The sequence below is a fragment of the Chryseobacterium sp. BGA-UO-ETr-SB22 genome, assembly GCF_059567885.1.
Genome location: NZ_JCAQOV010000005.1, coordinates 3,586,753 through 3,605,754, shown reverse-complemented (window position 1 = coordinate 3,605,754; position 19,002 = coordinate 3,586,753). Strand labels below are relative to the sequence as shown.

Sequence of the window (19,002 nt, the reverse complement as noted above, 5' to 3'; positions counted from 1 at the left end):
CGCTGGATACCTTGAAAGTTGTGAAACCACAGAGTTAAAACAAGTTGCAGTGTCTTCGTTTTCAAAGGCACTCATCTTTACATTCTCAAATTAAATTCTCTACTTTTGCAGAATATTTTTACAGACATGCAAAAAGCTTTGATGTACTTCGCATTGGGAACCGTAATAAGCTTCCTTATCAACTATTTCTTTTTAAGTTCACAGAATATCGGACTGGATCTTTATTATGCCATTGCCTTTGGTTCTGCCTGGGGACTTGCTTATTATCTGGATACCCCCAATTTTTCACTGCCTAAGAAATTAGGATTGTCATTTGTAGGGATGGGTGTTCTTGTTCTGATAGGAACTTTAATTTTTAAACTTGAATTAGCGATCCCGTCTATCCTGAAATTTTCAACCGTTTTTGTTGCCTATTATTTATTTGCAAGCTTCAGAGGGAATAAATCCCTTAGAAATTAATGCAGCATAATAAAGCTTAGGTACAGCAGTGCCATAAACATCAGAATCAATCCGATATAGTTGATAATAAATAATAAGGAACCCTTTAGTATACTTATTCTTTTCTTTGTTTCGTACACCCTGTGGTGGGCAACAAAGAAATAGATAGTCATATAGGTGGCTAGTCCCATGCAGGCTAAAACATATAATATAGTAAGCAGATTATTACTGGGTAAATAACTTATTATCTTTTCTCCAACTATAAATATCAATATTCCTAATAAAAGGAAGGAGAAATAGTGAAGGGTAAATATGCCATGGTCAAAGTACCACCATTTCTTTTTGTCGTGAAACAGCCATAAAAAGAATGCAAATATGGGTAGATACACGAAGAGAGCTTTGGGAATGGTATGAATGAAGTTTTCTTTATATTTTTCCCATATCTGATGCTTAGTGAATCCTTCCTCTTTTAATGCAAATGCTTTTTCTGCGATCGGTCTCAATAAGGTATAGATTCCTGTTTTATCTTTGGCCTGGATAGAATCATACTGTTTCATAGTATGAGCATTCATAATGGATGCTTCATTAGTATCGAATGTACGGTCAAGAAGATCGCTTTTTTCTTGAGCTTCTTTTATCTTTAAAGTATCTAATGTATTTAAAGTATCCAGCGCTTTTTGAGTATTGTGTGCCGCTTCATAAGACAAAACTCCTTTTTTCTGCAAATCTTTTACAATGTCTTTGGGGAGGTCTTTCTGTTTTTTTTCCTTTTCCTTTTTTTCTACTTTAACATGGCTGGGTTTTTCTGCTTCTTCTTTGGCATGAGGTAAGATATTGGGCAGGAAGAACGTAATGAAACTTATAAAAATATAAAGCTTTACAGGAGCTACATACAATTGTCTTTTCCCTGCCAGATATTCTTTGGTAAGTTTTCCGGGACGTGTCAGAAGATATTGTATGGCTTTCCAGAATTGTCCGTCATAATGGGTGAAATCCTCAATGAAGTGAGTAAAGAGAAAATGGAAGGGTTGTCTGCTTTCAATGTTTTCCTGCCCGCAGTGGGGGCAAAACCTTTCTTCAACCTGGTGTCCGCAGTTTAGGCAGGTTTTGTCTTCTCTTAGTTTTCCGTGGCTCATGAATTTGGAATATGATTGACACAAATATAATTATTTCAACGAAACTGTAGTTATATTAATGTGTTTTGCGGAAATCTTTAAAGAAAAATTAATAAAAGAAAAGGTTGAGGGTATGAACTCTTTACTGCATGATCTGTGTTTTTAGATTTTTTTCAGCGTTTTATTAATCGGCACGACAATTATATGATGTATGCCAAAACGATAAATAGTGTTAATCTATTGATAGTGGGGTATATAGAGGATATTATATAGATTAAATAAAATATGTTTTTGGGTTACAAAAATAATTTGTACCTTTGCACACCCTTTTAGGGGTAAATTATGTTTAATCTTTAACTAAAACGTGTGAATACATTAAGTTACAAAACTGTTTCAGCGAACAAAGCTACTGCGAATAAAGAATGGGTTGTGGTAGACGCTGAAGGACAGCCGTTAGGAAGACTAGCTTCTACGGTTGCAAAGATTTTGAGAGGTAAGCACAAAACGAACTTTACACCTCACGTAGATTGTGGTGATAACGTTATCGTTTTGAATGCTGGGAAAATTACACTTTCCGGAAACAAGTGGGCTGATAAGACTTATATCTGGCATACAGGATACCCTGGTGGACAGAAGTCTATGACTGCGGCTGAACTTCAAAAGAAAGATTCTTTAAAGGTATTAGAGAAATCTGTAAAAGGTATGTTGCCTAAAAACAGATTAGGTGCTGCTATCCTTAAGAACCTTTATTTATATGAAGGAACTGAGCACAAACATGAAGCTCAACAGCCTAAAACAATTAATGTTAACGAATTTAAATAATTAATTATGTCTATAGTTCACAAAATCGGAAGAAGAAAAACTTCTGTAGCAAGAGTTTATGTAAGACCAGGTTCTGGTGTTATTACAGTAAACGGTAAAGATGCTGCAACTTATTTCTCTACAGACGTGATGGTTTACAAATTAAACCAACCGTTTATCCTTTCTGAGACTGTTGGTCAGTATGACGTTACCGTAAACGTATTCGGTGGTGGAAATACAGGTCAGGCAGAAGCTATCAGATTAGGTATTTCAAGAGCTTTATGCGAAATCAACGCTGAATTCAGATTAGCATTGAAACCAGCTGGTTTACTTACAAGAGACGCAAGAATGGTGGAAAGAAAGAAGCCAGGTCAGAAAAAAGCAAGAAAGAGATTCCAATTCTCAAAACGTTAATTTTCAGACTTCAGATACAGGATCTCAGATTTCAGAATTTATTCGGTCTGTTGTCTTATATCTAAAATCTATTTATCTAAACAAAAAAATTGCCCGTTACGTTTAGCATCCAAACGCTTCTCCCATCTAAAGAAGTTGTTGATTGTTTAAAAGACGGAAAGTAAACTAACAAAAACAGAAAACATGGCAAAAGCAAATGTAAAAGACCTTTTAGAGGCTGGCGTACACTTCGGTCACATGACTAGAAAGTGGAATCCAAATATGGCTCCATACATTTTTATGGAGAAAAACGGTATTCACATTGTAGACTTACATAAAACAGCAGTTAAATTAGATGAAGCTTGCAGCGCTTTAGAAAAATTAACTTCTGCAGGTAAAAAAGTTCTTTTCGTAGCTACTAAGAAGCAAGCGAAAGAAGTTGTTGCAAAACACGCTTCTGAACTTAATATGCCTTATATTACTGAAAGATGGCCAGGAGGTATGTTAACGAATTTCGTTACTATCAGAAAGGCTGTAAAGAAGATGAATGCTATCGACAAAATGAAAAAAGACGGTACGTTCGAAACTTTATCTAAAAAAGAAAGATTACAAGTTGACAGACAAAGAGCTAACTTAGAAAAGAACTTAGGTTCTATCTCTGACATGGTTCGTCTTCCTTCTGCAATCTTTGTTGTAGATATCTTAAGAGAACACATCGCTGTAACTGAAGCTAAGAAATTAGGTATTCCAGTTTTCGGTATTGTTGATACAAACTCTGACCCTAGAAAAGTTGACTTCGTTATCCCAGGAAACGATGATGCTTCTAAGTCTATCGATATGATCTTGAGCATTGTTTCAGAATCTATCAAAGAAGGTCAGTCTCAAAGAAAAGCTGATAAAGAAAAATCTAAGGAAGAAGGAGAAGTAGTATCTGCTGATAAAGATGCTGACTTCGATGCAGAATAATTAAAGATTTTCTTTAATATAGGAAAAACGCTGGATTTCGATCCAGCGTTTTTTTGTTGTTTATACAAGAATTTTTGGGACAATTACCCTTGGTTCTACAATATACATTAAAATAAAAACCCGCAGGATTCTGCGGGTTATATATTAGTTTGAAAGCTTTATAGAATAGGAAGTTGTAATAAACTTTGTAGATTGATAGGTCGAGTTGCAAATAAGTCCTGATAACCTGTAGTTTTGATTTTTAGGAACCATTGTGTATCCTATTTTGCCAGAACCGATAGGGATTTTCTTGAAGAAATTATTCCCACTTACTGTAAGCACCATATTGCATGGAGATTTGTTTTCTACTGAAATAGAGGTCTTAGGATTTTTCGGATCATCACTGTTAAGAAGATCATTAAGAACGTCAGCCGTTTCCGGTTTATAGGTCTTTATTAGTTCGCTATATTCTCTTTCCGTATTGGCTCTGTTACCTGAATTACTGGTAGCAGAAGGGTAGGAGGTTCTTCCCGGATAGCTGCCATAATTTACATTACAGCTGGCAAGGATCATTGAAATCCCGGCAAAAACTAATAGTTTTTTCATACTAGTTTACTTTTTGGTTTTTCTTTTTTTCGAAGACTTTTTTATTTTAGCAGGTTCCTTTTTTGTAGGTTTTGCTTCTGTCTCAGGGAGTCTCGGATTATCAATCGTTACAAATATACTTTTTTTAATGTCTTTCTGGGAGATGTATTTCATATCGCAGATATTACTGTTGAGCATATATGAACCCTTATTAATCACAATAAAATTTTCTCCGCGGGCGGGGACAGCAAGGTTGTAATAATCTTTTCCTTCAATCCTCAAAACAATATTGCAGTCTGAATTATTTTTGAATAAGAGTATTGCTTCCTTACGGGTAATATCTTCATTGAACATTGCATTCAGAAGTTTTACCGTTTTTTCTTTGTGTTCAGCAGAAGTCTCAGTGATGAGTTTTTTGAACTCCTCAGCATCATTGGAATAAGGGTTTCTCATGATACTTTTAGGAATATCAGAGATAATGGGCCTTGCTTCCATAGGTTTGGCTGTACGGGCTCCTTTTGTCCATTCTGCGTTTTTTAAAGCGATAAGCTTTGGTTTCAGAACGCTTTTCTTTGGATCGTCTGGATGGGTGTTCTTAATATACTCTTCAATTTCTTTAATATCAATGCTTTTCAAAATGTCTTTATTTACTTTTTTCTGAGCAGATATCAAGTTGGGGAACAGGAATGTGAAGAATAAAAAGAAAACAGTTAAAAGTTTTTTTTTCATCAATTGTTATTTTTACTTCATCAGCTTATCCGGAATTTAATGTAAGTAATTGTTTTTCCTTTTGCTGAGAAAAGTTCTTCATAATAGGTTTTGATATCTCTCAGGTGTTCAGTATTAGGGTCATACTCCGGAGCACCATAGATATCATGGTGGGCACTAATGATTTCATAGCCAGCTCCCTGCAGATAACCAAGTGTATAACCATGTAAAAACTCTGAATCGGTTTTTAAATGAATAATACCACCAGGCTTCAGGAATCTTTTATACCGCTCTAAAAAGTCTGGATGTGTTAATCTGTGCTTTGTTCTTCTGTATTTGATCTGTGGATCCGGGAACGTAATCCAGATTTCATCTACTTCATTTTCAGCAAAGAAATGATCTACAAGCTCGATCTGTGATCTCAGAAAAGCGACATTAGTCATGTTGTTATCTACCGCTTCTTTAGCGCCAAACCAAAATCTTGCCCCTTTAATATCAATTCCGATAAAGTTTTTTTCAGGAAATGTTTTTGCGAGTCCCACAGAATATTCTCCTTTTCCACAACCTAATTCCAATACAATTGGATTGTCATTTTTAAAGAAATTTTCTCTCCATTTTCCCTTAAGTTCGAAACCTTGTAAGGCATCTTCCCTTGTAGGTTGGATTACATTTGGTAATATTTTGTTTTCTGCAAATCTTGCTAATTTATTCTTGCCCATTGAGTTATAAAATGAGTGCAAAAATAGTGAAAATTTATGGAGAATCTCTGTCTTTTGAAGGTAAAAGACAGAGTGGTAATCCGTTTATGAATAAGGCTATTGACTTCCTAAAGCCACCATGATAGGTCTTTGTATTGTCTTTTGTGAAGCATACTGTGCTCCGCAAACCAGACTAGAGAAAAGATACTGCCCTTTTTCTATAACAATTGAGCCTTCACCCTGAGCGGGAACGGCAAGTCTGTATTTGGTAGTACCTACCCCTTCCATTCTTACAATGATATTGCAGTCAGATTTATTTTGAATCATCACAATGCACTCTTTAGCATTCGGATCATTGTCAAATAAAGAGTTGAGGATTTTGACAGTTTTATTTTTATGTTCTACCGGAGATACTGCCATAAGCATATTGAATTCTTCAGCTTCTGCATTAGGAACTGCTGTATTGGCTGCCGTATTTACAACAAATGTATTCTGTGCAGTACTCGGAGTATAGACGGTGGTAGGCTGTTTTGCTGCCAGTTCTGCCTTGTATTTTGCAATCTGCTTCTGTTTGATGATCGCGTTCATTTCATCAAAGGTGATCTTTGTAGAAGGTCTTCTTCTCAGCATGGCTAGCATTTCCTGCATATCTTTTACTTTCTGATCGGCAGGATGTGCATTTTTGATGTATTCTTTCATCATTTCCATGACTCTTGGTTTCAGAACAGATCTTCGTGGGTCATCTGGATGGGCATCTCTTAAGAAAGCATTGATCTCGTAGATATTATTACTTTTCAGAATATTACTATAGTCTTTCCCTTTTTTTTGAGCAGACATAGTAAAGAAAAACATACAGCAAAGAAGTAAAAGTACTCGTTTCATTAATTAATATTAAGTTTAAAAAAATAGGTGCTTCTCTCTTAATTTGCGTTTTGGGTCGGTTAGTTTTTATTTGGATAACGAAATACAGGTGTTTTTATTTTAAACACTTGTTTGTGAGATAAAATTAAACATATTTTTGAATATTGAGGAAAGATATATGATAAAAGTTGAATAATCTGCATCGGATGCTTTGTGGATGCGCAATGCCGGGGATTTTCTGGTTATTTCAAAAAAATAATCCATGTGAAGGACATGGATTATTTTATATGTTGGAATTATTTCTCTAATTACTGTTTACAACCTCTTGAAGGTGTGAACTTCTAAGCCTTTTCTGATATATCGGCAGATATTTTTCAATAGGAATTTTTACGGCTTCAAAATTTCCGGCCAGTACATATGCCTGGATATTTTCGGAACTATAAACGAATTGAAGAAAATTGTCAATTAAATTTTCAGGAATCTTAAACTTTATAAAATAATCTTTTCCCAGATAATTTTTGATCTGTGCAACGGAGCTGTTCATTCTTTCGTAAGCCTGATAACGCTGTTTCTTCTTTCTTTCACCGGAAAGAATATCATAGATGCTTTCAAGGCTGAAGGTAAGTCCGCCATCTCGTAATCCGGCTACAGGAAGCTCCGGAGGAGTTCCGTCACCTTTCGGTTCAGGAAGCCCGATTACTTTCTTAAGAGCATATGCTTTATCTTCTTTTCTTAAAGAGTTGACATCATACCGAAGGTTTCCGGTAGGTTTGAACCTGCTGAGTACAATTTCCTGGATTTCATAGTAAGCAATTTTAAGCTCAACCAGATTTTTTTGCACCATTGATTGAGGCGTTAGCTTAATATCTTTTCTTTCGGTAACAATAGAGGTAAACCGGATCACATCTCCGGGATTGGCTGGGATATTAAAATTACCATTGTAGTCCGTAAGAACGGTTTTCTGAATGGTCAGGTTAGTGACATATACCTGATTGAGATATAAAATAGAGTTGTCTCTCAGAAATACCTCTCCGGAATATATTTGAGCATTAATTTTTGCCAGAAAAACCAATAGCAGTAGAGTAAACAGTTTCTTCATATAATGCGCAAAATTACATAGAAATATAGCAATTTTGCCTAGTTAGATGAAGAATAGTGGTTAAAGTTATATTAAACTTTAACATTAAACTGTTAAGGACTGTTAGAAATCTGCCATTACCCTAAAAAAGAATGTATATAAGTAAAGAAGGCGGAAGAAAGAATGCTCAATTTTCAGCAGTGCTTTCTTCCGACCTCCCTTTTTATCTATGTTTTACAAGCAGCCAGCTCGAATATTTTACTGTGAGAGAAGAACCGTACTCTGTCCAGATGATAAAATACCAGTAGGTTGCTGTAGGGACATATCTTCCACCTATTCTTCCATCCCAGGTATACCTGTTTTCCGGAGTTCCTCTGAAGACTTCCGCACCATATCTGTCAAAGATCCTGAATACAAGATTATCATTGGCCATTAAAGCAGAATAGTCTATTCCTTCATTATAACCATCTCCATTCGGGGTAATCGTGTTGATCAGGTTGATAATGGCAAATGGTTTTTTGACTTCTTCGCACATTTTAGAGTCTCTTACAAATACGTTATGTGCTCCTCTTGGTACGTTGTAGAAAATATTGGAACTCTGCCATACCACACCATCCAAAGAATATTCATAAGGAGGTGTACCACCACTTACTCCGACTTTTACTGTTGTACCATCAATTTCAATAGATGTAATCATAGGAAGCGGCAATTCAGTAACATTCACATACTGTTTGTAAACACAGCCATTGAACGTAAGCTCTACCCAATAACTTCCCGGAGCCACATTGGTGATGGAAGGTGTAGTAGCTCCCGTACTCCACAAATATCTTTCAAAGCCAGGTCCTGCATCCAGCGTAGTGGTGGTTTTCGGACAAATAGCTTTATCTTGTAATACATCTGATTTTTTAGGAATTTTAATATTGATTTTAAGAGTGCCTACTTCCGGGCAGACTCCATTTTTTTCAAAACGGATATAATAAGTCTGGGAAGTTGTGATGTTAACAGGTGATGAAACGATATTTACATTGTTCTGAGCATCCGCTAACGTTGCATGAAAAGTGTATGTAACATTGGGGTCTAATGTAAACTGAGGAATAAACTGGGTTAAGTTCACACTTTTTATTCCATCCAGATCATCATCGCAAACGCTTTCTGTAGCGGTTTTGGTAATCAATGTTACTTTAGCTCCGATACTGAACTGTAAAGGTTTGATTACCGTAGCACAGCCATCCGGAGAATCTACTCTGATATAAATTGTAGTTGTCGCGGTATAACTCCAGCTGTTAGGAAGAGTATTGATGTTTCCGGCGTTGGCATCTGCAAGGTTTGCATAATATCTTACATTAGTAAAATAGTTAGGATTATTAAGTACAATAGGGGTAATATTAGAAAGGATAAGTGTAACTGTCCCATCAAGATTATCATCACAGAAAATGCCGTTGTAATTATCCAGAACAATTGCTTTATTGAAAAGGGATAATGTGATTTGTGCAATACTTTTACATCCGATATTGTTTTTGACAACAGCGTAGATGATGGTTGCATTCGGTGCTGTATGTGATGTTGCATTGGTTATTGCTGCTGCTGCATTTTCATTCTGAGCATCTACCAGAGTAGGGTAGTAAGTAATAGTAACAGGAGAATTGTTCGTAATATTAGCTGTAGTGAGATTGAATGTTCCCTGTCCATTTATATCACAGGCAAATAATGTGGTGTTCATTACTGTAAGTGCCTGAATATTGATGGTAACCGTTACTGTTTCACAATCCGGAAAGTCCGGATCATTTCCGCAGAATGTATAAGTAAATGTATCCGTTCCCGATGTGCCGGGAGTATTTACAGTATAAGTAATCACTCCAGTTGTAGCATTTATCGTAGCGGTCCCCAGTGTAGGCGCTGCTGTAATTGCTACTGTATTAGGAGCAGTTGTTTGTGTGGAACTGCTTAATACAGGAGTTATAGTCTGCGAAGTACAAACATTATAGGTTTTGGTGCTTAGTTTTGTACAGTTCAGAACTTTAAATTGTTCAGTGACTAAAGGTGCACAGCTTCCCATTGTTACAGAACAAGTGTAATATCCGGGTAGTGTAGGGGTAATTGAAGATGACGTAGCTCCCGGAACAATTGTACCGTTTCTGTACCATTGATAAGTATCATAGATCAGGGGGTCTACAGTAAGAACAATACCTGGAATACAACCGACACCTGATTGTAAAATAACGGGCTGCGTAGGAAAACCGGCGAAAAAGCCGCCGTATCCTACGGCATCACTTCCGGCAGTAATTCCAGCCATAATGGCCTTGTCTGAAACTACAGTAATGGTCCCTGTTACATTGGGGATTCCATAAGTAACCCAGTTGGTGGTCCCGGTCATATTGTAAGGGCCTGTTATAGCAAGTGGGCTAGCTCCGTTTACTGTAATATTAGCTCCTCTTTCTGTAATAAGGTTCAGTTTTGTTGGGATGTTCAGAATACCTCCGGGATTACCATTGGAATGAACAAAGTTTTCATTAATAAGTCCTAGCTCATTAATCTGTTTCGGAAGGTAACAGTTCAAAGCCGGAATGAAGTTGAATCCTCCGGTAGCCGTTTCATTTCCCGAATTTGAATCTCCGGCTAAAATCTGGTAGACATAAGCATTTTTTGACGTTTTCAGATATAAATTATAATGTCCGTTTCCCTGAAGGATATATTTGGAATCAGGTATAACAAAATATTTTCCTGCATTGATGGTTGCTATAGGAGGTATTTCATTATTGACAAAAATTTGAGTATTGTCTTCTGTGGCTATGACGACAGCGCCTTCCATATTGGCGCCAATCGGTCCGTTACCTTTTACAAGGGCAAATTCATTTCCTAGCCTGTTGACAGGTACTGCCTGATCCATTAAAATATCTGAACTGGACGGAAAGTTTCCGGCATACTGTCCGTTAAAATTTCCATTGGTGATATTAACGGGTTTGTTTGAGATAATTTTGGAACCAATGAAACCATCAAAGTTTCCTGCGATATCCCCGATTCCGTCAATGATATAAGATTGTCCTTTATTTAAAGTGAAAGTCATTGTCGGATTGGTAGCTCCGGTCATTCCATTAGAAAACTGAACGGTAGGGCTGTATCCGGATATGGTAACGGTTGTGTTATCTTGAGTTGCCAGTACGCTGGTCATGAAGTTCAGAATACTGTTGCTCACAGTGATAGGAGCGGAGGCTGCGTAGAACGTATTTCCCGTGGAGGGAATTCCTTTGGAAGTAATGATTTCCGCATGGTTGAATACCGAGAACCTTAAATTGGCATAAAATGGAAATTCTGCTTTAAGGTATAATCCTTTAGTTGTTGGGGTAAATAAATCCGTCTGCTGTGTGGTAATAATGTAATTCCTTAATACATCAAATTTCTGCGGATTATTTTTACTGATATTCACCGTTCCGATCAGAACATTATTGTTATAAATATTTACTGGAAAAGGAGTCGTTCTGCTGGTGGATAAATACAGTTTCTGATAGGGATTGGGTGCGCCAGTCCTGTCTACCATTGGAGCAAACCAATGCTCTCGGTCCAATTGGGCAAAAGCAGAGGTGAAAATATAAAATATAAATAAAAAAGATAGAATTTTCTTCATTCAGTAGTAGTATTTATCACAAATTTAATAATAAAAAGCATTGAATACTTGAAAATGTAATAAAAAAGCCACGATTATGAAATCGTGGCTTACCAATATGGTTTTAACTAATTATTACTCTCTGTTTTTAACAAGAATCCAACCTGTATATTTTATTGGAGTCTTTTCTTTGTTGGATTCAGTCCAGTTGATATGATACCAATAAGTTCCTGTTCCAAGTTTCTTATCAAAATGTTTTCCATCCCATCTGTAGTTGTTGAATTTATTTCCGGTGAATACCATATTCCCATATCTGTCATACACTACAAAACTTAGGTTTTCTTTATAAGCCAGCTCACTGTAATCTATATAGTCATTTACATTATCTCCATTAGGTGTAATGGCATTTAATAGATTAGGAATCGTAATTTCTACCTCAGTAGGAGTACAGTTATAAAAATCTTTTACATAGAAAGTATGCTGTCCTCTTGTTAAACCTGTAAAGGTGTTTGAATCCTGCCAGTTAGCCGTTCCGTCAACTGCATATTTGTAAGGTGCTTTACCTCCGCTTACAATTACTGTTGCTGTATTGTTGTTGATCTCAATCGTTTGGATTACCGGATCTTCAACTTTTTTAACTTTTACTGTCTGAGTAAGGAAACATCCGTTCTTACCAAGTATTACAGTATATTCTCCAACCCCTACATCTCTGATACCTGAAGTGGTAGCGCCTGTGCTCCATTGGTATGAGTCATAGCCAGAACCTGCATCCAGGTTTGTTTTAGCATCCATACAGATATACTGATCTACCAATATTGGAGATTTTTTGATTGGAAGTACAATCAATTCGATTTTTGCATTTGCGGTACATCCTTCAGCGGTAGTCACTTTCACATATACAAATCCTCCTGTTGAAGGGAAATTGTCTGGTGTTGTGATTTCGTTGATACCTGCAGTAAGGTCACTCAGTGTACGGTAGTACTTTTTAGTAACGGCATTATAATCTGTTACTTTAGCTTTCGTAAGATCAAAATAAGCATAAGGAGCTACATCATACCAACATGCTTTAATAGAAGCATCCGTTACAATGAATGGTACTACAGTAAGATTTAATGTTACCTGCTCGCAATCTGTAAACTCAACTGAGTTTCCACAGAATTTATAAACTATTTTATCTGGTCCTAAATATCCAGGATTTGGAGTATAAGTGATTGTTCCGTTTGTATTAACTACTGCTGTTCCCTTTGTAGGAGGAGTTAAAATGACTACTGTAGTCGCTACCACTGTCTGTGTAGACGAAGTAAACGTAGGGGTAATAATTTTAGTAGAACAAGCATTAAGAGCCTGAGTTGTTTCTTTTAAACAAGTTTGTACTTTATAGATAGGAGTTGTCACAGGAGGACATGTTCCCATTGTTACTTTTACGGTATAGTTTCCTGATTGTGTAGGAGTATACGTGTAAGAAGTTGCACCTGGAATAGCAACTCCGTCACGGAACCATTGGTATGTTTCATATCCGTCATCTAGTTCAAGAACGATACCCGGTACACATTCTCCTGTTTTTTTCGCAATAACAGGAATTGATGAGAACCCGGCGAAATAACCTCCGTATCCTGCAGAACTAAATCCTCCGTTGATACCTGCTGTTACAGCTTTTGTAGAAGTGATTTTAATATTTCCAGTTACTCCGGTGATTCCATAAGTTACCCAGTTCGTATTTCCTGCTACAGGATATGGTCCATCTGTTGCTGCTACTGGACCGTCATTTACCATTACAGTAGCTCCTGTCTCTGTTAAAATATTTAATTTGACCACCAGGTCGCCAGGTGTTATACTGGCACCTCCTGTCCCAAGCGGCATTTCATTAATCTTCCCGATTTCATCAATTTTCCTTGGAAGAAAGCAGTTCAATGGCGGAATATAGTTGAATCCGTTGGTTGCGTCACTTGACAATATCCCAATAAATTGGTATAAGTATACATTTTTAGTAGTAGAGATGAACATATTGGAATGTCCTGAAGTACCCTGAGCTACATAGCTGGTTTCATTTATTCTATACCATTCTCCTGCAGCAAGTGTTGCAACAGAAGTACCTCCACCATTTAAAAAGACTTCAGTATTATCTTCAGTAGCCACAATAAGACCTCCCTCCATATTTAAATTTGGAGCAGTAGATCTTGTTTTTACCATTGCAAAAGTATTTCCAAGTCTGTCAACCGGTACAGATTGATCCAGAACCGGGTCACTTCCTGTTGTACTGGCAGAGAAGTTAGCATTACAGCTTCCGTTGGTAAGTGTTACTGGCTTATCAGCAACTATTTTAGCACCGATAAAACCCGTCTGGTTTGCAGATTGAGATCCAGATCCAGCAAGAATGAAAGATTGTCCTTTCTGTAATGTAAAAGATTGAGTGTTACCAGTAGGAGTTCCATTGATAAAAACGACTCCGGCAGTAGGATTCCATGATACCGTTACATTGGTATTATCTTCAGTGGCAAGCACACCTGCCGTGAAGTTTTGAATACTGCTGGTATTGGTATTGGGAGCAGCAGCAACGAAGAATTTTTTCCCAATTCCTGCTCTTCCTTTACTGGTGATTACTTCCCCGTGAACACTTTGGGCAAGTCTTAAACTACAGTAGAAAGGTTTTGTTGCTTTTAAATAGAGTCCTTTATTACCTACATTGAATGCTTCAGTAGAAGTACCTGTAGAAATTAGGTTGTTGGCAACCTTGTAGGTTTGTGGGCTACCTTTACTAATGGTAACCGTAGTGACTATAGCATTATTATTGTAAATGGTTACATCAAAAGGAGTGGGTGAATCAGTGGAAAGGTATATCATATTGTTATATCCTCCGACACTGTCATAATAAGGAGCAATCCAATGCTCGCTATCCCTTTGTGCAAAGAGTGTATTAATTGTAAAAAAAATTAATACCAAACTGAGTAGAAATCTTTTCATGTGTATGGAATTAGGATTTCTACAAAATTAAAATAAAAAATGAAATACTTTTAATAAAATGTAAATAAATGTTAAAAAATATTACCGATTTTTAATTAAAAGCCCTCCTGAGTATGAAACTGGTAATTGAGATTAATGCATGGTTATCTAATGATATGTAAATATATCCCCTCGTTAAGAATTATTTTATTTAATTTTCCATGAAATAAAGAATTCCTATTGCAAGGCTTATAAATTGAGACAGAGCACTGGTCTTCTGTTTGATTGCTGCAGATGTCAGTTTGTATATTATTGTAATAGAAAATTTTTGTGAATAAAAAATCCCGGTGAACTTCACCGGGATTCAATATTGTTTTTGAAGATGAGCTTATAGGCTTACTCTTACAAATCCTGTTACTTTTAGATCTGCATTTACAGATTTTACATAGTCAGCAACTGAGATACTTCCGTCTTTAATGAAGTCCTGGTGTACCAAAGTGTTGTCTTTGTAGAATCTCTGCATTTTACCTTTAAGGATATTATCGATAATGTTTGCAGGCTTACCTTCTTCAGTAAGTTTGTGTCTTTCGATCTCTAATTCTTTATCAATAGTTTCCTGAGAAACTCTTGTTTCGTCCAAAGCGATTGGGTTCATAGCAGCAACCTGCATAGAAACAGCTTTAGCAGCATCATCAGCTCCGTCTACTTTAGCAGAAAGAGAAGAGATTGCAGCGATTTTGTTTCCAGCGTGGATGTAAGCTCCTAAGAAATCTCCCTGGATTCTTTCGAAAGATCCGATTTCGATTTTCTCACCGATAACTCCTGTTTGCTCTACTAATTTCTCAGCAACAGTCATTCCGTGGAAATCAGTAGCTAAAAGTTCTTCTTTAGTAGCAGCGAAGATAGCCATCTCAGCTAATTCGTAAGCTAGCTCGATGAACGCTTCATTTTTAGCAACAAAGTCAGTTTCGCAGTTTAGAGAGATTACTACACCTAAAGTGTTGTCTTCGTTTACTCTTGCGATTACTGCACCTTCAGCAGATTCTCTGTCAGCTCTGTTAGCAGCAACTTTTTGTCCTTTTTTTCTAAGGATATCTACCGCTTTTTCGAAGTCTCCTTCAGCTTCAACTAGAGCTTTCTTGCAGTCCATCATACCTGCACCTGTTTGGTTTCTCAATTTTGCTACGTCTGCAGCAGCTGGTGTATAAGACATAATATCTATTATTTTTTTTATTTAAGATTAGTATTAATTTTTAGCTTAAATTTAGAGCAGTGCAAAGATAATGATTTTAATGATAAACTAAAAAATGACTTTTCACGTTATTAATATATTTAATACTATTTTAAAGATTTGATTAATGAAAAAAATCTTATTCCTTCTATTTATATGCATTTTCTCGCTTGGTTTTTCCCAAAAAAAGAAGAAAACAAAATCTAAAGCTGTTGTTGAAAAAGAAACTGTAATTATCTATACAGAGCAGGAAGCTGAAATTTCAAAAGAAGCAAGGGTGATTGCCGGCTTTTTGAAACAGAATCCGGGACATGCTAAAACAGATTATTTCAAAAGAAAACTGATTGATATTATCATGGCAGGAAATTCTCCTGAAGCCAAACCTACGATTAGACCAATCAGTAAAGAAAAAATTGAAAATATCGTTAAGAATAATGAGTTAAACAGCGGTAAAACTATTGCTGCAAATAAAACGTATACAGCGAACGGAAAACCTGTTTCCAATAATACAGCAGCTGCTATTGAAGCCTTAAAAGAAGAAAGAAGAACGACCACCTTTGCTTCAGTAGGTTCTGCAGGCTCAGCAAAAAGTGCCGGTACTTCTAAAGCCGGACCCAGTGAAGAAAATAAAAGAACAGCAGCGATGCTTACGCACCTTTTTAATAATGATATCAACAAAAATGAAGCCTATATCAATATTAAAAACAGATCTTCCTGTAACCTTATTGTAAAGATAAGTGGTAAAAAATATTATAACCTGAGTGTTCCTGCAAAAGGAGAGAACTTTATTCTGGTAGATAAAGGAGAGTATATAATGACAACAATGGTGTGTGATGCAAAATATTCTGCCCCGAAGAAAATTACTCAGGATATTGAAATAGCATTGAATGTTGCCGAATAAAATAGATAGAAGAAAGCTAAAGAAAAAAGGTTAAGAAGAAATTCTTAACCTTTTTATTTTTTTTTATCCTTTAAACTGACCCATCGCAATGAATTTATCCTGTCTCTGGGTTTCAAGCTCCTGTCCTGTAAATTTCGAGAAAGCTTTGATATTTTGTAAAATTGAATTTTTCAAGTTTAAATAGGTTGTCTCCTGATCATACTGAGCTCCACCAAGTGGTTCCTCAATAATTCCGTCGATGAACTTTTCTCTTAAGGCATCTGCTGGAGTAAGGTTTAGTGCATTGGCTGCATCTTCCTTGTGATCCCAGTTTCTCCATAAGATAGAAGAACAGCTTTCCGGTGCAATTACAGTATACCATGTGTTTTCCAACATATATACTTTATTTCCAACCCCTATTCCTAATGCACCACCACTGGCACCTTCTCCGATGATGTATGTGAAGATAGGAGTTTTCAGCTGAACCATTTCAAAAATATTTCTTGCAATAGCTTCTCCCTGTCCTCTTTCTTCAGCTTCCAATCCTGGGTAAGCTCCCGGTGTATCTACTAAAGTTACCACAGGAATATTGAATTTTTCAGCAAGCTTCATTAGTCTTAAAGCTTTTCTGTATCCCTCAGGATTTGGCATTCCAAATCTTCTGTATTGTCTTTCTTTAGTTGTTCTTCCTTTTTGAGTACCTATGATCATTACTTTTTGACCATCAAGGGTAATCAATCCTCCAATCATTGCCGGATCATCAGCGAAATTTCTGTCTCCATGAAGTTCTAAGAAACTGCCTTTGTCTGCCATTCCGTGGATATAATCCAATGTATATGGACGATCCGGATGACGGGACAGTTGTACTCTTTGCCAAGGTGTAAGATTTCCATAGATTTCTTTTTTCTTTTCTAAAATCTTATCCTCAATCTGGCTGCATGCTAATTTTACATCAACACCACTTTCTTCTCCTACTAAAGAACACGTCTGGTATTGATCCATCAATTCTTTGATAGGAAGTTCGAAACTTAAATATTCCATTTCTTGAAGTAAATTAAATCTTTCAAATGTATGAAAAATTATGGTTATTCTATTTAAAATTATTTATAGCATTGTTTATTCTGGAGGTACTTTCCTCTTTACCAAGGGTTTCCAGAATATCCGGAACGTCCGGCCCTTTCAATTCTCCTACTAAAGACAAACGTAAAGGCATCATTACTTTACCCATACCCAATCCTTTGCTTTCTGCAAAATCATGCATGGTGTGCTTCAATGTCTCAGCAGCAAAGTCTGTAGATCCAAAAGCAACAGCCAATTCTGCTAAAATTGCTGATGTTTCATCATTCCATGCCTTTTTAGAAGCTTTTTCGTCATAAGAAGTTGGAGCTTCAAAGAAAAATTTTCCATTTTCATAAATATCTTTCGGGAAAGTTGCTCTTTCTTTCATCAGATGAATTACTTTCAACAGTTTTTCATCCGAAGCACCTGCAAAATCAATATCTGTGTTTTTCAATATCTGAAGAAGCTCTTCGTCAGACTTCATCTGAATATACTGATGGTTGAACCACTCAGATTTTTCTTTGCTGAATCTTGCACCCGCTTTATGTACTTTATGAAGATCAAATTCCTTGATCATTTCCTCTAAAGGAAGGATTTCTTTATCATCTGCCGGAGACCAGCCCAATAGTGCTACCATATTGATGAAAGCATCAGGAAGATAACCGTTTTCTCTGTACCCTTTAGAAACTATTCCTGTAGCAGGATCTTTGAAATCAAGTGGGAATACTGGGAATCCGAACTTATCTCCGTCTCTTTTGCTTAATTTTCCTTTTCCTTCAGGTTTTAAAATTAGAGAAAGGTGTGCAAACTGTGGTGCTTCCCACTGCATTGCTTCATACAATAAAGTATGCAGTCCTAAAGAAGGCAGCCATTCTTCTCCACGGATTACGTGAGAGATCTCCATTTCGTGGTCATCAATGATGTTGGCGAAATGATACGTTGGCATTCCGTCATTCTTTACAAGAACTTTATCATCTAAAGTATTGGTATTGACAGAAGATTTTCCACGGATAATATCTTCAAGATTCAATACTCTGTCTACAGGCATTTTGAAACGTACTACATAAGGAGTCTTTTCGTCTAATAACCTTTGAATTTCCTCTTCAGAAAGTGCTAGACTGTTCCTTAGACCATTTCTTGTTTTATTATCATAAGAAAAAACATCACCTTTAGCTTCGTACTCTGCACGGATTGCATCTAATTCTTCTGCAGTATCAAATGCAATGTAAGCATAATCTGTTTTTAAGATCTGCTCAGTATATCGGTCGTAGATATCTCTTCTTTCAGACTGTCTGTAAGGAGCGAATTTTCCTCCTTTCTTAGGACTCTCATCAGGGATGATTCCGCACCATTCCAAAGCTTCTTCAATATATTCTTCAGCACCTTCCACGTATCTGGCGGTATCTGTATCTTCTATTCTCAATACAAATTCTCCCCCTTGATTTTTAGCAAAAAGATAATCATATAATGCGGTTCTTACGCCTCCCAAATGTAATGGTCCTGTAGGACTTGGAGCAAAACGTACTCTTACTTTCCCCATTTCAATTTTAATTTTTGCAAATTTACTTAAAATTATGCGTTTAAGAGGTGATTTCTGACCTGGTATTCGTTTTTTGATTCTAACTTTTTATATTTATTTCTGCAGAATTTAATAAAATGCTGCTGAGAA

16 protein-coding genes are annotated in these 19,002 nt (G+C 36.5%); 5 read left to right on the top strand and 11 right to left on the bottom strand.

Features of this window, described 5'->3' with window-relative positions; translation table 11 throughout:
• Positions 1-126: 126 nt before the first annotated feature.
• Complete coding sequence (locus AC57AW_RS23780) at positions 127-459, top strand: hypothetical protein (protein WP_496353902.1); 333 nt, start codon at positions 127-129, stop codon at positions 457-459.
• Here AC57AW_RS23780 and AC57AW_RS23775 read toward each other — a convergent pair.
• A complete protein-coding gene (locus AC57AW_RS23775) occupies positions 456-1,574 on the bottom strand; it encodes a DUF3667 domain-containing protein (protein WP_496353826.1) in 1,119 nt (372 codons plus the stop codon). The genes AC57AW_RS23780 and AC57AW_RS23775 overlap by 4 nt on opposite strands.
• A 345-nt stretch (positions 1,575-1,919) precedes the next feature.
• Here AC57AW_RS23775 and rplM point away from each other — a divergent pair, with 345 nt between their 5' ends.
• The 3 genes from rplM (at position 1,920) to rpsB (ending at position 3,713) form a co-directional block, all read left to right on the top strand.
• Positions 1,920-2,375 (top strand): 50S ribosomal protein L13, encoded by a 456-nt coding sequence (gene rplM, locus AC57AW_RS23770; RefSeq protein ID WP_027375420.1) that lies wholly within the window; start codon positions 1,920-1,922, stop codon positions 2,373-2,375.
• Between the two features lie 6 nt (positions 2,376-2,381).
• On the top strand, positions 2,382-2,768 hold the full coding sequence (gene rpsI / locus AC57AW_RS23765) for a 30S ribosomal protein S9 (RefSeq protein WP_045501218.1): 387 nt from the start codon (positions 2,382-2,384) through the stop codon (positions 2,766-2,768).
• Positions 2,769-2,951: 183 nt separating this feature from the next.
• On the top strand, positions 2,952-3,713 hold the full coding sequence (gene rpsB, locus AC57AW_RS23760) for a 30S ribosomal protein S2 (RefSeq protein WP_047373581.1): 762 nt from the start codon (positions 2,952-2,954) through the stop codon (positions 3,711-3,713).
• 144 nt (positions 3,714-3,857) lie between these two features.
• On the opposite strand, the gene AC57AW_RS23755 is transcribed toward rpsB, so the two are convergent.
• The 8 genes from AC57AW_RS23755 to tsf all read right to left on the bottom strand — a co-directional run bounded on the left by AC57AW_RS23755 (position 3,858) and on the right by tsf (position 15,376).
• On the bottom strand, positions 3,858-4,298 hold the full coding sequence (locus AC57AW_RS23755) for a DUF6759 domain-containing protein (RefSeq protein ID WP_496353825.1): 441 nt from the start codon (positions 4,296-4,298) through the stop codon (positions 3,858-3,860).
• Between the two features lie 6 nt (positions 4,299-4,304).
• Positions 4,305-5,006, bottom strand: coding sequence for a DUF6759 domain-containing protein (locus AC57AW_RS23750; RefSeq protein ID WP_496353824.1), 702 nt, complete (start codon positions 5,004-5,006; stop codon positions 4,305-4,307).
• Between the two features lie 20 nt (positions 5,007-5,026).
• On the bottom strand, positions 5,027-5,704 hold the full coding sequence (gene trmB / locus AC57AW_RS23745) for a tRNA (guanosine(46)-N7)-methyltransferase TrmB (protein WP_318846297.1): 678 nt from the start codon (positions 5,702-5,704) through the stop codon (positions 5,027-5,029).
• Positions 5,705-5,800: 96 nt separating this feature from the next.
• The gene (locus AC57AW_RS23740) at positions 5,801-6,565 is read right to left on the bottom strand and encodes a DUF6759 domain-containing protein (protein ID WP_318846298.1); all 765 of its coding nucleotides are present in this window, start codon (positions 6,563-6,565) and stop codon (positions 5,801-5,803) included.
• A 283-nt stretch (positions 6,566-6,848) separates the two neighbouring features.
• Positions 6,849-7,643 carry a hypothetical protein gene (locus AC57AW_RS23735; RefSeq protein WP_318846299.1) on the bottom strand — a complete coding sequence of 265 codons (795 nt, stop codon included), beginning with the start codon at positions 7,641-7,643 and terminating at the stop codon, positions 6,849-6,851.
• A 202-nt stretch (positions 7,644-7,845) separates the two neighbouring features.
• Complete coding sequence (locus AC57AW_RS23730) at positions 7,846-11,244, bottom strand: FIDD domain-containing protein (RefSeq protein ID WP_496353823.1); 3,399 nt, start codon at positions 11,242-11,244, stop codon at positions 7,846-7,848.
• A gap of 114 nt (positions 11,245-11,358) precedes the next feature.
• Entirely contained in the window at positions 11,359-14,184 is a 2,826-nt protein-coding gene (locus AC57AW_RS23725) for a T9SS type B sorting domain-containing protein (protein WP_496353822.1), read from the bottom strand.
• Positions 14,185-14,551: 367 nt separating this feature from the next.
• Positions 14,552-15,376 carry a translation elongation factor Ts gene (gene tsf / locus AC57AW_RS23720; protein WP_318846302.1) on the bottom strand — a complete coding sequence of 275 codons (825 nt, stop codon included), beginning with the start codon at positions 15,374-15,376 and terminating at the stop codon, positions 14,552-14,554.
• A 145-nt stretch (positions 15,377-15,521) separates the two neighbouring features.
• Here tsf and AC57AW_RS23715 point away from each other — a divergent pair, with 145 nt between their 5' ends.
• On the top strand, positions 15,522-16,295 hold the full coding sequence (locus AC57AW_RS23715) for a DUF6759 domain-containing protein (RefSeq protein ID WP_496353821.1): 774 nt from the start codon (positions 15,522-15,524) through the stop codon (positions 16,293-16,295).
• 63 nt (positions 16,296-16,358) lie between these two features.
• Here the strand turns inward: AC57AW_RS23715 and AC57AW_RS23710 are convergent, their stop codons facing one another.
• Both AC57AW_RS23710 and gltX read right to left on the bottom strand, forming a co-directional pair.
• Positions 16,359-17,315, bottom strand: coding sequence for an acetyl-CoA carboxylase carboxyltransferase subunit alpha (locus tag AC57AW_RS23710; protein WP_318846304.1), 957 nt, complete (start codon positions 17,313-17,315; stop codon positions 16,359-16,361).
• Positions 17,316-17,364: 49 nt separating this feature from the next.
• Complete coding sequence (gene gltX / locus AC57AW_RS23705; RefSeq protein ID WP_496353820.1) at positions 17,365-18,873, bottom strand: glutamate--tRNA ligase; 1,509 nt, start codon at positions 18,871-18,873, stop codon at positions 17,365-17,367.
• Positions 18,874-19,002: the final 129 nt, after the last annotated feature.